The sequence below is a fragment of the Nonomuraea rosea genome, assembly GCF_039539705.1.
Classification (GTDB): Bacteria; Actinomycetota; Actinomycetes; order Streptosporangiales; family Streptosporangiaceae; genus Nonomuraea; species Nonomuraea rosea.
The window spans coordinates 17,537-31,702 of sequence record NZ_BAABDQ010000058.1; the positions used below are offsets into that span (position 1 = coordinate 17,537).

Genomic DNA, 14,166 nt, shown 5'->3' on the forward strand with positions numbered 1-14,166 from the left:
AGGCTGGCTCAGCGTAGCTCGCCGGTGATGATCCACAGGTGGCCGAACGAGTCACGGATGCGTCCCGACCGCCTGCCGTAGGGCCGGTTCTCGATCGAGACAACCACCGCGGCGCCGTGGGCGATCATGCGTTCGCCGACCGCGTCCGGATCGTCGACCTCGACCTCGAGTAGGACCGCGGATCCGCCGAGATCATCGGGTGACAGCCACCCCCACGATGAGACGGCCGGCGAGATTCGGAAGGACGACTCACCGACGCGGAGTTCAATGACGCTGGGCCGGCAATCGTCGTCACTCCTTGGCGCGCTGAACACCTGCTCAGCGCCGAGGGCAACCTGGTAGAACGCCGACGCCCGGTCCGGGTCGGGCACGATGAGACGGGGAGAAAGATGAATATTTGGCGTCATGCACCGATCGTCGGGCCTGACGGAGGCAGGAGTCTTGAAGATTTGGGAACGCCCCATGCCAGGCCTTCGGCGCGTAGCCACTCGGTCGGCGTGCACCCGGCCATAGCCCGCCATTCCCGGGTGAGGTGCGCTTGGTCGGCGAATCCCGACGCCGCGGCCACTGCCGCCAGGCTGACCGTCCCGGCACGAGCGCCGGCCACGAGCCTGCCACGCGTGGCCTCGAACCGAAGCAGGCGCTGGTACTCCTTCGGCGTCACCCCCAGTTCGGCGCTGATCCGGCCGCTCAGGCGACGCCGGGAGCACCCGAGAAGCCGAGCCGCCTCCTGCACCCGGGCGGTCCCTGACAGTGCGGCCAGCGTGGCGCGCAGTTGACCGCCCGAACTTTCCTCATGCCGGACCCGTCCGGCGATCAGGGCTCCTTCGACGAGGGCTCGGCGTTGCGCCCAGGACTGGCAGGCCGCCAGCTGCTCCGGCAGGTGCGCCATCGCCGGTGCCACGTCGGCGAGATCGGCGACGTGCCCGGCCACCGCCGACGCCGGGATTCCCAGCAGCGCACCGGCACCCAGCGGGCTGAGTGTCAACCACACGCCGCGAGTGCCGCCCTCCTGCCTCAGCTCGGCTGCGTCCAAGTGAAGCCCGGCGACGACGGCTCGGAACCGTTTCGGCGAGCCGTGCCGCCCAGGCCACGCGATCTCCACCGAGTCCGACTCCGGGATCGTGATCGATATCGTGGACGAGGGCAGCCCGCGATGAACGCCGACCAAGCCTGGGCCGAGCTCGTAGGCGCTCAGTGTCGCCACGAACGGTGCCAGAGCCGCAGACCTCTGATGAGCAGGCGCGATGGTCATCCCTTCACTGTACGGCCGCCCCGGCGATGCGATCGGTTCCCGCCTCGGGCGTGACCCCACCCACGTCACCGAAGCAAACTGCCGACTTGCCAACTGGGACCCAGTTCGGAGAAGGAAAGTGCCGTCTCCGCAGCTGATCGAGCACTGGCTGCTGATCGGTAAGGAGCCGGACCTGCTGACCGGCCGGACCGGCCCGTCCAAGCTGGCGCTGGCGTTATGGCTGAAGGGACTCGGCACTTCCACGCAGATATGCCAGCGGCGGCCGATCGGCCGCCTCCTTCATGAGCGTAGAAGTGAGATCGGCACCCGTGGCGCGCACCCTGGACGAAGATGAGCTCCTGTTCACCTGGCTCAAGTCCCAAGGCATCGACGACGCCCTCATCCAGCCCTACTCCGGCCACGCCAGCCGCACCTCCCTGGAGATCTACTCCAAGATCGCGCTCGGACCCGCCCAGGAAACCTACGACGGCGTCATCGACCAGTTCCCCGTGTAGACGCCCTCTCCCATCCCTATCTACTGGCGGCTGGTGGACCCAGCCTTGCCGACAGGCCAGGGCCGGCCGCCCTGGCTGACCTGAACCCGGGCCAGCAGGTAGCTCCGCACGGTGGCAGGGATCCGGCCCGCCCGTATGCTCACCCTCGCGGACTCCACCGGGAACGCGGGCACTCTCCGAAAGGCCATCTCACGTGACGAAGATCAAGGAGTTCGATCTGGCTCTGGCCGACGGGCGCACGCTGCACGTGTACGACACGGACGCGGACGACGCCGCCGACCGGTTGCCGGTCCTCTGGCACCACGGCACCCCGAACCTCGGCACGCCACCCGAGCCTCTCTTCCCGGCCGCCGAGCGGCTCGGCCTCCGCTGGGTGTCGTACGACCGCCCCGGATACGGCCCCTCCACCCGGGAGCCCGGCCGGACCGTCGCGTCCGCGGCCGGCTACGCCCGGCATGTCGCCGATGCGCTGGGCATCGGCAGGTTCGCGGTCATGGGGCACTCGGGCGGCGCCTCGCACGCTCTCGCCTGCGCCGCCCTGCTGCCTGAGCGGGTGCAGGCCGTGGTCGCTGTGGCGCCGATGGCTCCGTACGACGCCGATGGGCTCGACTGGTTCGCCGGCATGTCCCGCTCGGGCCAGGCCACCCTGCGCGCCGCCACCGAAGGGCGGGCGGCGAAGGAGCGTCATGAGGCGCAGGCCGAGTACGACCCGGAGATGTTCGCCCCGGCGGATCATGCCGCGCTCAACGGCACCTGGTCCTGGTTCGGCAGCGTCGTCGGCCCGGCCCTGGCGGCGGGACGGGACGGGCTGATCGACGACGATCTCGCGTACGTCTCCCCCTGGGGTTGCGACCCGGCCCAGGTGACCGCGCCCGTCCTGCTCCTGCACGGTGACGGGGACCGGGTCGCGCCCAGCTCGTACGGGGAGTGGCTGGCGCGGCGCATCCCGGATGCCGAGCTTCGGCTGTCTCCTGGCGACGGGCACATCTCGATCCTCGACTCGGCCGCGGAGAGCCTCGACTGGCTCCGCGCGGCCGCGAAGTGACGTCCTAAAGGCGGAAAGCCCTTGTCCTGCTCAGCAGGGCGTGAAGAAGACTTTCAGTGTGCCGTCCAGGGTCCCCCACTGGCCTGGAGGCTGACTGCACCCGAACCAGCGCTGTCCGATGACCTGGTCGCCGCTGTAGTAGGTGTAGACGATGAGGAGGTCTCCCCCGGGTGGGGGAGGGGGGATGGCGTGAGCCGGGGACGCGCCGAGCGCGAGCACGCCGACGGTCAGCGCCGCCGCTAAAACCCCTCGCTTGAACTTCATGGAGGCTCCTCCAGCCGATCGGGCGGCCCGGCCAGAGCGAAGACCGAGGCCATGTGCATGATCTGACATCACGGCAGCCCATCGCGCAACCCGTCCGCGCGACAGGCGAATGCCGTTCATCTGACGACCTGTCGTCAGTCGTCCCAGCTGCTGGCGGCGAGGAAGCCCTCCCAGGTGATGTACGGGGCTTCCGGGTGGCTCTGGTGCACGATCTCGCCGGGCAGTGTCATGGGCAGGGCCTTGCGCGGATCGGCCAGGCCCTGGGCGATGATGGCGTCGGTGAGGGCGCGGGCGCCGCCGTGGCGGGGGTAGGCGGTGTGCACGCGTTCGGCGTACCCGATGGGGAGTTCGTCGGGGCCGCCGGTCAGATCCACGCCGATGCCGTTCAGGGCGATCGGGATCTCCGGCGGGCGGCGGCGGGCGAACACCGGCGACTGGGAGAGCGTGTGGGAGGTGTGCAGGGCGATGCCGTCCCAGATGGTGTCGACGCGGCTGTCGGTGATGCCGTGCTTCTCCAGGAACCGGGCGGCGAAGTCGGCGCCGTCGAGCTCGAACCGCTGGCCGGTGTCGGCGCGTCCGGTCAGGCCCATGTCGTGCAGCACGCAGATGAGGAACATGACCTCGGCGTCGTAGTCGCGGCCCGGCAGGCGTCCGGCCTGGGCGGCGATCGCCTGGGCGAACAGGAAGCTGCGCAGGCTGTGGTTGCGCAGGTACGGCTCTTGCGCGTCGGTCACCAGTTGCCGGGCCGCCTTGGCGACGCGCGTGGTGGGGAAGGCCAGGTCGGCGGGCCCGCTCGCGCCGTGGGCGGCAGGCGTACCGGCTGTCAGGCCTGCCGCGCCGACGATGGCGGCTCCCAGCAGCGTGCGGCGGTGCAGGGCTGAACTCATGGGGTCTCCTACGGGGTGGTCGATGAAAGGGATGCGCGAAGCTTTGCCACTGCCAAGCCTTGCGCTCCTGGTTCAAGATCCACAAGGACCACCAACCCACAGATCAGGACCACGCGCTCGTGGCCATCGTGTCCGCTTCCCGGGGGTGACCGGCTCCTGAATTGGTCCTCAATTGGCTGGCAGGATCGGACCTTATCGAGGGTACCGATTCCGGCCAGACTGAGGGCATGACAACGACAGCAACCCGCTTCGACGGCCAGGTGCTCACTCCTGGCGACGCCGGCTACGACACCGCCCGTACCGTCTGGAACGCCATGATCGACCGGCGTCCACGCATGATCGTCCGCGCGGCGGGCGTCGCCGACGTGGTCGCCGCCGTGCGGCTGGCCCGCGAACTGGACCTCGAGATCGGCGTGCGCTGCGGCGGCCACAACGCCGCCGGCTTCGCCGTGCCTGACGGTGGTCTCATGATCGACCTGACGCCCATGGGCGGCGTGCGGGTCGACCCGGCCCGTCGCCGGGCCCGGGTGCAGGGCGGCGCGCTGCTCGGCGCGCTGGACCGGGCGTCCCAGGCGTACGGCCTGGCCACCACCGCCGGCAACGTCTCCCACACCGGCGTCGGCGGGCTCACGCTCGGCGGCGGCATGGGCTGGCTGGCCCGCCAGTACGGCCTGGCCTGCGACAACGTCGTCTCCTACACGATGGTCACCGCCGAGGGCGACGTGATGACCGCGAGCCGTACCGAGAACCCCGACCTGTTCTGGGGCCTGCGCGGCGGTGGTGGCAACTTCGGCATCGTGACCGAGTTCGAGTTCGAGTTGCATCGCACCGGCACGCGGACCATGGTCGCCGAGTTCGACTTCCGTGCCGAGGACGCCGTCCCGGTCGTCGAGGGCTGGCGCGACCTGAACGCCGTCGCGCCCCGGCAGGCGACGTTCACCGCCAGTGTCGGCAGCACTCCCGCCGGCCCGATCGCCACGCTGGGGTTCGTGTGGGTCGGCGACCCGGCCGACGGGCGCCGGCTGCTGCCCGCGATGCGGGCGCTCGGGCGTCCCGTTGCCTCCCGCGTCACCACACCGTCCTACCTCGAACTTCAGCGACGCGAGGACTCCACCGGCGGCCACGCCTACCGCCGCTATGCCAAGGGGCACTACCTGCGGAGCCTTCCCACCGCGGCGATCGAGGCGTTCCTGCTGCGCGGCGGCTCCGACCTGAGCGCGAGCCCGGACCTGCCGGGCGTCGGCCTGCAGGCGCACGGCGGCGCGATCGCCGATGTCCCGGAAGCGGACGCGGCCTTCAGTCACCGCGGCACGATGTTCGAGTTCGGTGCCGGCACCCGCTGGAGCGACCCGGACGAGGACGACGCCAGGATGGGCGCCGCCCGCGCCGCGGGTGCCTCGCTTGAGCCGTACGCCAGCGGGATCTACGTCAACTCGTTGACGGCCGACGAACTGGCCGATGGGCAGCGCGGCGTGCGGCGGGCGTACTCGGCCGCGAAGCTGGCCCGGCTGACCGCGGTGAAGACCGCCTACGACCCGGCGAACGTGTTCCACCTGAACCAGAACATCCGTCCCGCCCTGTGATGGGCCGCGTCAGGATCCCCGTACCTCCCGGATGGCCGTCGCCAGCAGCGCGACCCCCTCGGCGATGGCGCTCTCGCTGAGGATGGCGTAGCCGAAGATCAGGCCACCGGGCCCGGTGCCGGCGATCCGGTACGGCCCGATGCCCCGGATGCCGAGCCCGTTCCGGGCGGCTGCCGTCACCACCGCCGCCTCGTCGAGGTCGGGCGGGAGCCAGGCGACCACGTGCTGCCCGGCGGCGATCCCGGCCGGTCGCAGATCCGGCAGATGGGTGCGCAGCGCGTCCAGCAGCGCGTCGCGGCGGCGCCGGTACACCGGACGCATCCGGCGCAGGTGACGGTCGAACTCGCCGCGGCCGAGAAAGTCGGCGAACGTCAGCTGGTCGATGACCGGCGAACCGCGGTCGGCGAGCAGCTTCGCCGCGGCCACGTCGGCGACCAACTGGGGAGGCACCACCATCCAGCCGAGCCGCAACCCCGGCGCGAGCGTCTTGCTGGCCGTACCGCAGTAGACGACGTGATCGGGCGCCAGGCCCTGCATGGCGCCCACCGGAGACCGGTCGTAGCGGTACTCCGCGTCGTAGTCGTCCTCGATCACGATCGCGCCGCGGCGCCGCGCCCAGCGGATCACCTCGGCCCTCGCCGCCGCCGACAGCACCCCGCCGGTCGGCCACTGGTGCGACGGCGTGAGGACCAGCGCGTCGGCGTCGGCCAGGTCGAGGGCATCGACCTGAACGCCGTCCGGACCCACCGGGATGCCGACCACGTCCAGTCCCGCGGCCCCGGCCAGCACCCGGGCATCGTCGTCGGACGAGGGGTCCTCCAAGGCGATCCGCCTGGCGCCGTGCCGCGCGAGCACCTGGATCAGCAGCGAGATGCCCTGCCCGTAACCGTTGCAGATGACCACGTTGCCGGGGACGGCCAGCGTGCCGCGTACCCGGTTGAGGTAGTCACACAGGGCCTGGTGCAGCTCCGGCACGCCGCGCCCGTCGAGGTAGGCGAACCGGTCGTTGGGTGTGGTGGTGAGCACGGTACGGACCGAGCGCAGCCAGGCGGCCCGCGGGAACTGCGACACGTCGGTGCGCCCGTACCCGAAGTCCACCCTCAAGCCGACGCGGCGGGTGGCCTGCCGCGCCGTCGAAGCCGCCGCCGAAGCTGCGGACCCCGCGCCGGCGGCGGCCGGCGGCATCGACGTGGCGACCTGGGTGTAACCGCCCGATCGGCTGGCAAGGTAGCCCTCGGCCACGAGCTGCTGGTAGGCCTCCACGACCACCCCGCGGGAAACCCCGAGCCCGGCCGCGAGGGTGCGCGTGGGTGGCAGCGACGCACCCGCTCGCAACCGACCGGCCCGGATGGACGCGCGGATGGACGCCTCGATCTGCCGGTGCAGCGGCACCCCGGCGTCGCGGTCCAGCTCGATGAGCAAGTCCTCGGCCAGCCCGGAATTGGTCCTCAATCGCTCCACAGATCGGACCTTACCGACGTGTACCAATTCCTGCCAGGTCCCTCCCGAGGCGGGCATGCGCCCGATCCGCGCGGGCCCCTTCTTCGGCAGGTGACGGTTATGGGCAGGCGCCGGAGCGGGTGAGGATGGTGTGGTGACTCTTACCGCAGACGTCGTCGTCGTGGGCGCCGGCGTGATCGGCTCGTCGACGGCACTCGAGCTTGCCCGCGCCGGCCTCCAGGTGGTCGTCGTCGATCGCCTCAATGGGCCAGGGCAAGGCTCGACCAGCGCATCGAGCGCGGTCGTCCGATTCAACTACTCGACCTTCCCCGGCGTCGCCGCGTCCTGGGAGGCCAAGCACTGCTGGGCGGCGTGGCCGGACCACCTCCGGTTCGTGGACCAGGCGGGCATGGCCCGGTTCTGCCGGACCGGCATGGTGTTCCTCGATGTGGACGTGGCGCCGAAGGAGCGGATCGTGCCGCTGTTCGACCGGGCCGGCGTCGCGTACGAGGTGTGGAGCCCCTCCGTGCTGGCGGAGCGGGTGCCGGGACTCGACACGGGCCGGTTCTGGCCACCCAAGAGGCTCGACGACGAAACGTTCTGGGCAGAGCCCACGGAGCGGCTCGGCGCCCTGTGGACTCCGGACGCGGGCTACGTGGACGACCCGATGCTGGCCGCGGTCAACCTCGCGAACGCCGCCCGCCACGCGGGCGCGCGGTTCGTGTTCAAGAGCCAGGTCACCGGCATACGACGGTCCGGCGGCCGGGTCGCCGGCGTTGACCTGGCCGACGGCGAACGGGTGGACGCGCCCATTGTGGTGAACGTGGCGGGGCCGTGGTCGTCGGCGTTCAACGAGATGGCGGGCGTCGGCGACGACTTCACCATCACGACGCGACCGATGCGGCAAGAGGTGCACTTCGTGACCGCACCCCCGGAGTTCGACCACGACGACCAGCCTGGGCCGGTCATCGCGGACCTCGACCTCGGCACCTACATGCGCGGCGCCCCCGACAACGGTTTCTACGTCGGCGGCACCGAACCCGAGTGCGACCAGATGCAGTGGCTGGACGACCCGGACCAGGCGGGCCTCGACCCGACCAAGGCCCTCTTCGAGGCGCAGGTGACCCGTGCCGCGCGGCGCTTCGGCGATCTGGGCGTGCCGCCGAGGCCGCGCGGCATCGCCGGCGTGTACGACGTGGCGACCGACTGGTCCCCCATCTACGACCGCACCTCGCTCGACGGCTTCTACGTCGCGATCGGCACCAGCGGCAACCAGTTCAAGAACGCGCCCGTCGCAGGGCGCTTCATGGCACAGATCATCACAGCCGTGGAGAACGGCCACGACCACGACGCCCACCCGGTGCGGTACCAGGGTGAGCACACCGGGCTCACCGTCGACCTGGGGGCCTTCTCCCGCAGGCGGCCGGTCAACCCGGACTCCAGCGGGACGGTGATGGGCTGACCAGCAGTCAGCCACCGACCAGGTCGGCGTCGATCAACTCGTTCGAGCCGGTCTCGGCCACGGTCAGGACGCGCGGCAGGCTACGTCGTGCTTGGGCGTCTTGCCGTCGACCAGGTAGCTCGTGGTGGTGTTCCACGCGCAGGCGTTGCCGCCGTGGCCGGCGGCATCGACGCTCACCAGCCGGGCGCGGTCGCCGAGTTTCTCGCGGAGCAGCACGGCGCCGCGGTGGGGGGTGGGGATGTCGCGCCTGGTCGAACGACCCGGTCGCGGATTCGCCACTGGGAGCCGAGCTGGCCGGAACACCATGGCCCACGCGGTGATGGAGATCTACAACCCCGCGCAGCTACGCGTCCTGCAGCGCCTGAACGTCCTCCTCCAACAGGCGACGGACACCTAGGCTTCGGTGCGCTTCTCCAGCCGGCTCCCCCGCGGCAGGGTGACGGCCATGATGCTGCTGGGGATGTCCAGCTCGATCCGGTGCCATCGCCCGCGCGGGACGATGGCCGCGGTCCCGGCCGTCAGCCGGATCTCCTCCTCCTCTTGTCCCGGCCGCTCCGGCCGCAGGTAGAGGCGGATTTTCCCGATGAGGCAGGACACGACCTCCTCGGCCTCGGGATGGACCTCCCAGTGATCGGCGTGCACGTCGGCGCCGGTCTTCGCGTGGAAGGTCGTCACCTGCCAGCCGTCCTGCTCGGGGTCCGTTGTCCGCTTCCCGGTCTGGATCGTCCCGCCTTGGCGCAGGTGGATGGCGGACGCGAAGAGCTCGATCGGCGTGACGGTCATGCCGGAACGACCTTCCTTCTCATTCACTCGTGGCCGTTGCCAGGGAGAGATTCCAGTAATCGGCGTAGCGGCCGCCGCGGCGCAGCAGCTCGTCGTGGCTGCCTTGCTCCACGATCCGGCCCCCGTCCAGGAACACGATGCGATCGGCGCGCCGGACGGTCCGCAGCCGATGCGCCACCATCACCACGGTCCGGCCCGCCATGAGGCGTTCGATGCCGTCGTGGACGGCGGCCTCGTTGACCGGGTCGAGTGCGGAGGTCACCTCGTCCAGCAGCACGATGGGCGCGTTCTTCAGCAGCGCTCGCGCGATCGAGACCCGCTGGCGCTCCCCGCCCGACAGCAGCGCGCCGCCCTCGCCGACGTGCGCCGCCCATCCGCCGGGCAGCCGGTCGATCACCTCGTCCAGCCGCGCCGCGGTCGCCGCCGCCCGTACCTCGGCCTCGCCGGCGTCGGGACGGCCGAGCCGCACGTTCTCCTCGATCGTGCCGTCGAAGAGGTAGACGTCCTGGAAGACGATGGCGATCCGCGCCATCAGCCCTTCAGCGTCGACGCCGCGTACATCCACGCCTCCCACGCGCACCGCGCCCGCGTCCACGTCGTAGAACCGCGCGACCAGCTGCAGCAGGGTGCTCTTGCCGGCCCCCGACGGTCCGACCACGGCGAGCCGCTGCCCTTCGGGCACGGACAACGACACCCCGTCGATCACCGTACGGTCCCCGTGCCGGAAGGAGACGGAGTCGAACTCCAGGTCATGGCGTTGCGGCTGGATCGGCTCACGGGGTTCCGGCAGCGGCTCGGTACGCAACACCGCGTCGAGCCTGGCCAGCTCGGACCGCGCACCGCGCAGCTTGCCGCCGATGTCGGCCAGCGACAGCAGCGGATCCGCGCAACGGGCGGCCAGTACGAGGATCGTCAGCACCTCCGCCACGCCGATCTGCCCGCCGAGCGCGAGGGAGGCGCCCAGCACCAGCAGCACGGTGAACGTCGTCTGCACCGCGAGCGTCAGCCCGACCACACCGGGCAGCACCGACAGCGTCAGACGGCGGGAGGCGCGCTGGACCTCCCGCAGCGAGTCGTCGAGCAGCTGGAAGCGTTCGCCGGTCCGGCCGCCGGCCCGCAGCACCGGCTGGGCCTGCAGATATTCGATGACGCGGCCGCTGGCCTCATGGTCGCGTTCGTGGCGCTCGGCATCGGCGGCGGCCATCGAGCGTCCCGTCCAGATCTGGATCGCCGCCACGATCGGGACGGCGGCCAGCGCGGCCAGCCCCAGCTGCCAGTGGAAGGCGAGCATCACGGCGACGATCGTCAGGGGCGTCACGCAGGCGGAGATGAACGGCGCCAGCAGATGCGCCGCCACCCCCATCGTGTCCAGCAGGCCGCGGCTGGCCATGACGGACACCTCCCCGACCCGGCCGGCGCTGTACCAGCCGATGGGCAGCCGGGCCAGGTGGTCGCCGAGCCGGTGATACATGCCGCGCAACAGCGTGGTCCCGACGCGGAACCCGGACAGATCGCTGCGATAGCGCAGCACCGCGTAACCGGCCACCGCGGCCCCGAACGCGACCAGCCAGGGCACGGCAGCCGCCGGCGTGCTGCCGAACAACGCCCGCAGCACGGGAACCAGCAGGGCATAGGACAGGCCCTCGGCTATCGCGGTCGCCGTCATCACGGCGACGGTGCGGCGCATCGGCCGGGCGTACTCGTGTCCCAGCACGCGCAGGAGCATTCGGATCATCGCAGCTCGCCTCCTTGCAGGACGCCACCGCGGGCGTCGCTCTCGTCGGCGGTCGCCGATCGGTGGGATCTCCAGAACGCGGCGAACCTGCCGTCGCGCGCCAGCAGGTCGGCGGGGCTGCCGTGCTCGACGATCGACCCGTTCTCCAGCACCGCGACGGCGTCGGCGTCGGCGACCGTCTCCAGCCGGTGGGCGATGACGAGGATCGTCCGTTCGCCGTGCAGCGTCGCCAGGGCCCGGCGCACCGCTCGTTCGGTCTGCGGGTCGGCGAAGGAGGTCGCCTCGTCGAGCACCAGAACGGGGGTGGCGGCGAGCAGCGCGCGGGCCAGCGAGATCCGCTGCGCCTCGCCGCCCGACAGCCCGGCGTCCGTACCGATCACCGTGTCGTATCCGCGCGGCAGCGCGAGGATCCGGTCATGAATGTTCGCCAGCCGGGCGGCGCGTTCCACGTCCTCGCGGGAGGCGTCCGGCACGGCCAGCGCGATGTTGTCCGCGACCGACGCGCGCAGCAGGCGAACGTCCTGGAAGACGAACGAGACCCTCCGGTACAGCTCCCGGCTGCCGATCTCGCGCAGATCGGCACCGCCCAGGACGACCGAGCCATGGGTCGGGTCGAAGAACCGCGGCAGCAGCTGGACCAGCGTGGACTTCCCGCTACCCGAGGGCCCGACGATCGCGGTGACCGTCCCGGGTTCGAGCACGAGGTCGATCCCGCGCAGCACCTCGTGACCGTCCTCGTAGCCGAACCGGACATCACGCAGCTCGACCCGGTGGCCCTGCGGCGCGACCGGGTGCGCCGGCTCCGGCAGCGGCCGCACGCCGAGCACGTCCCGGATCCGGCCGACCGCGCGCCCGGCGGTCTGCAGGTCGTCGAAGCCGTGGCCCAGCGCCGCCACCGGAGCGGTCAGCCCCAGTCCCAGCAGCAGGAAGGGCAGCAGGTCGGCCGGGGCCAGGCCGCCGGTCGTGATCAGGGCCGTACCGCCGATCAGCACGACCAGCAGCACGAACGGCGGCGACAGCGCCAGCTGCATCCCCGCGGCGATCCCGGACATGCCGCGCACCCACCGCAGGAAGATGTCCACGAAATCGTCCGCGGCCGTACGGAACCTCCGGTGCGCGCGCTCGCCTCCCCCGAACGCCTTGACCACCGCGATGCCCTGCACGAACTCCACGACGGAGCTCGCGATCCGCCCCATGGCCGCGTCGAACTTCTCCTGCTCGCTCAGCCGGGCCGGCGTCATCATCAACGGGACCAGCGCCACGGCCAGCACGACCGGGATGAGCGTGATCAGCGTCAGCCGCCAGTCGACGGTGAGCAAGTAGACCAGCGAGACCAGCGGCACCACGAACGCGGCGACCAGCTCGCCGGGGGCGTGGGCGATGAACGGGTGCACGGCGCTGACGTCCTCCCCCACCACCTTCGCCAGCTCACCGGTCCCGCGCCGGGAGAACCAGCCGATCGGCACGCTCCCCAGCCGCGCGGCCAGCAGCCGGCGGAACGACAGTTGCACCCGGCCGTCGAGAACATGCCCGAGCCCGGACGACGCGGCGGTGAACACCAGCCGGACGAACAATCCAGCCGCCCCCGCGATCACCACGAACCAGACATGACCCTGATCGACGGGGCCGGGCCTCAGCAGCACCCGGCCCAGCTCCACCACCGCGAGCAGCGGCGCCAGACCCGCGACCGCCCCGATGACCTGCAGGAGCACCACGGTGGCGAACCCCCATCCGTGAGGACGCAACAGCCCGGCCAGGCTCGTCCCCGGCCGGGACGTTGTCACGGTCGTGCCGCTCGGCCGGCTCTCCCGGCGCAGGACGGTGAGGGCGATGAGGACGGCGGCGACCAGGAGTGCGGCGGCGAGGGTCAGGGCGAAGGCGTAGCCGTCGCTGAGCTCCACGGGCGTGGCGGCCTGGCCGGCGCGGTGGTGGGCCACGGTGCCGAGGGTGGCCAGCCCGAGCGAGGCGCCGATCTGGCGTGAGCTGTTGAGCAGCCCTGAGGCGGTGCCGGTCTCATGGGACGCGACGCCGGCGGTCGCGGTGGAGACGACCGGTCCGAGGCAGAGCCCGAAGCCGACGCTGGCCACGATCGAGGGCCCCAGGACGTCGGTGAGGAAGGCACCGTCGGGGCTGATCAGGCCGAACCAGGCGAACCCGGCCGCGGTCAGCAGCCCGCCGGTGACCAGCAAGGTTCGCGGCGCGAAACGGTATCCGAGTTTGACCGCCAGTACGGAGCCGGCGACCACGCCGAGGGCGAACGGCAGGAACTCGACGCCGGTCAGGGCCGGCCCGGTCCCGAGCACCTGCTGCAGGTAGAGGGAGACGAAGTAGAAGGCCGCGGCCATGGCGGCGCCGAGCAGCAGGTTGTAGGCGTTGGCGCCGGCGACCGCGCGGTTGGCGAACAGGCCGAGGCGGATCAGCGGCTCGCGGGAGGTGCTCCGTTCGACATGGATGAACGCCGCCAGCAGCGCGGCGGCGACCGCCAGGGTGGCCACGGTCGCCGGCGAGGCCCACCCGTACTGGTCGGTGCGGACGAGGCCGAACACCAGCAGGGTCATGCCCGCCGTGGCCAGCACCGCGCCGAGGACGTCCGGGCGGCCGCCGCGCACCGGGGGCGGGCCGGCGGCGACCCCCCGCCAGGCCAGGGCCAGTGCGCCGGCGGCCATCGGCACGCTCACGAACATCACCCAGCGCCAGCCGGCGTACTCGACGAGCAGGCCGCCCAGCAGCACGCCGAGGGCTCCCCCGGCGGCGTTCATCGCGCTCCACACGCCGAAGGCCCGCACGCGGGCCCTGCCCGTGGGGAACGTCGAGGTCAGCAGCGCGAGCGCGGCCGGAGCCAGTGCGGCGGCGCCGATGCCCTGCGCGGCACGGGCGGCGACCAGCTGGCCGGGGTCCTGGGCGAAGCCGCCGGCGAGCGAGGCGAGAGCGAACAGGCCGAGCCCGAGCAGCAGGACCCGCTTGCGGCCGTAGCGGTCGGCGGCCTTGCCGCCCAGGAGGAGCAGCCCGCCGAAGGTGAGCGCGTAGGCGTGGATCACCCAGGTCAGCCCCACCGCGCTGAAGCCGAGGCCGGCCGCGATCTGCGGGAGCCCGACGTTCACCACCGACAGGTCCAGCGACACCATGAACTGGACGACGGCCACCGCGGCCAGGGTGATCCCCGGGCGCGCGCCTGGCTCGGCGGCCCCGTCCACTCGGATCGTTTGCATACCGGACAT

Annotated in this window: 13 protein-coding genes; 4 read left to right on the forward strand and 9 right to left on the reverse strand. The window is 71.7% G+C overall.

Annotated features, from left to right (window positions below):
• Positions 1 to 8: 8 nt before the first annotated feature.
• The gene (locus ABEA43_RS61835) at positions 9 to 407 is read right to left on the reverse strand and encodes a VOC family protein (RefSeq protein ID WP_345578202.1); all 399 of its coding nucleotides are present in this window, start codon (positions 405 to 407) and stop codon (positions 9 to 11) included.
• Entirely contained in the window at positions 404 to 1,255 is an 852-nt protein-coding gene (locus ABEA43_RS61840) for a helix-turn-helix domain-containing protein (protein ID WP_345578205.1), read from the reverse strand. Before ABEA43_RS61840 ends, ABEA43_RS61835 begins: the two co-directional genes overlap by 4 nt.
• Before the next feature lie 293 nt (positions 1,256 to 1,548).
• On the opposite strand from ABEA43_RS61840, the gene ABEA43_RS61845 reads away from it, so the two are divergent.
• Both ABEA43_RS61845 and ABEA43_RS61850 read left to right on the forward strand, forming a co-directional pair.
• The gene (locus ABEA43_RS61845) at positions 1,549 to 1,749 is read left to right on the forward strand and encodes a hypothetical protein (RefSeq protein ID WP_345578208.1); all 201 of its coding nucleotides are present in this window, start codon (positions 1,549 to 1,551) and stop codon (positions 1,747 to 1,749) included.
• A 193-nt stretch (positions 1,750 to 1,942) separates the two neighbouring features.
• Positions 1,943 to 2,794: an alpha/beta fold hydrolase gene (locus ABEA43_RS61850; RefSeq protein WP_345578211.1), complete on the forward strand. Its 852-nt coding sequence runs from the start codon at positions 1,943 to 1,945 to the stop codon at positions 2,792 to 2,794.
• 30 nt (positions 2,795 to 2,824) lie between these two features.
• Here the strand turns inward: ABEA43_RS61850 and ABEA43_RS61855 are convergent, their stop codons facing one another.
• Positions 2,825 to 3,058, reverse strand: coding sequence for a hypothetical protein (locus tag ABEA43_RS61855; protein ID WP_345578214.1), 234 nt, complete (start codon positions 3,056 to 3,058; stop codon positions 2,825 to 2,827).
• A gap of 134 nt (positions 3,059 to 3,192) precedes the next feature.
• Complete coding sequence (locus ABEA43_RS61860; protein ID WP_345578217.1) at positions 3,193 to 3,945, reverse strand: HD domain-containing protein; 753 nt, start codon at positions 3,943 to 3,945, stop codon at positions 3,193 to 3,195.
• Positions 3,946 to 4,172: 227 nt separating this feature from the next.
• Here ABEA43_RS61860 and ABEA43_RS61865 point away from each other — a divergent pair, with 227 nt between their 5' ends.
• The gene (locus ABEA43_RS61865; RefSeq protein ID WP_345578220.1) at positions 4,173 to 5,528 is read left to right on the forward strand and encodes an FAD-binding oxidoreductase; all 1,356 of its coding nucleotides are present in this window, start codon (positions 4,173 to 4,175) and stop codon (positions 5,526 to 5,528) included.
• A gap of 9 nt (positions 5,529 to 5,537) precedes the next feature.
• Here the strand turns inward: ABEA43_RS61865 and pdxR are convergent, their stop codons facing one another.
• A complete protein-coding gene (pdxR, locus tag ABEA43_RS61870) occupies positions 5,538 to 6,989 on the reverse strand; it encodes a MocR-like pyridoxine biosynthesis transcription factor PdxR (protein WP_345578223.1) in 1,452 nt (483 codons plus the stop codon).
• Between the two features lie 133 nt (positions 6,990 to 7,122).
• Here pdxR and ABEA43_RS61875 point away from each other — a divergent pair, with 133 nt between their 5' ends.
• Positions 7,123 to 8,430, forward strand: coding sequence for an NAD(P)/FAD-dependent oxidoreductase (locus tag ABEA43_RS61875; RefSeq protein WP_345578226.1), 1,308 nt, complete (start codon positions 7,123 to 7,125; stop codon positions 8,428 to 8,430).
• Positions 8,431 to 8,493: 63 nt separating this feature from the next.
• On the opposite strand, the gene ABEA43_RS61880 is transcribed toward ABEA43_RS61875, so the two are convergent.
• The 4 genes from ABEA43_RS61880 to ABEA43_RS61895 form a co-directional block, all read right to left on the reverse strand.
• Positions 8,494 to 8,646 carry an alpha/beta hydrolase gene (locus ABEA43_RS61880; protein ID WP_345578229.1) on the reverse strand — a complete coding sequence of 51 codons (153 nt, stop codon included), beginning with the start codon at positions 8,644 to 8,646 and terminating at the stop codon, positions 8,494 to 8,496.
• 177 nt (positions 8,647 to 8,823) lie between these two features.
• Positions 8,824 to 9,213 (reverse strand): cupin, encoded by a 390-nt coding sequence (locus tag ABEA43_RS61885; protein WP_345578232.1) that lies wholly within the window; start codon positions 9,211 to 9,213, stop codon positions 8,824 to 8,826.
• A 19-nt stretch (positions 9,214 to 9,232) separates the two neighbouring features.
• Complete coding sequence (locus ABEA43_RS61890; protein WP_345578235.1) at positions 9,233 to 10,948, reverse strand: ABC transporter ATP-binding protein; 1,716 nt, start codon at positions 10,946 to 10,948, stop codon at positions 9,233 to 9,235.
• On the reverse strand, positions 10,945 to 14,157 hold the full coding sequence (locus ABEA43_RS61895; protein WP_345578238.1) for an MFS transporter: 3,213 nt from the start codon (positions 14,155 to 14,157) through the stop codon (positions 10,945 to 10,947). Before ABEA43_RS61895 ends, ABEA43_RS61890 begins: the two co-directional genes overlap by 4 nt.
• Positions 14,158 to 14,166 lie beyond the last annotated feature (9 nt).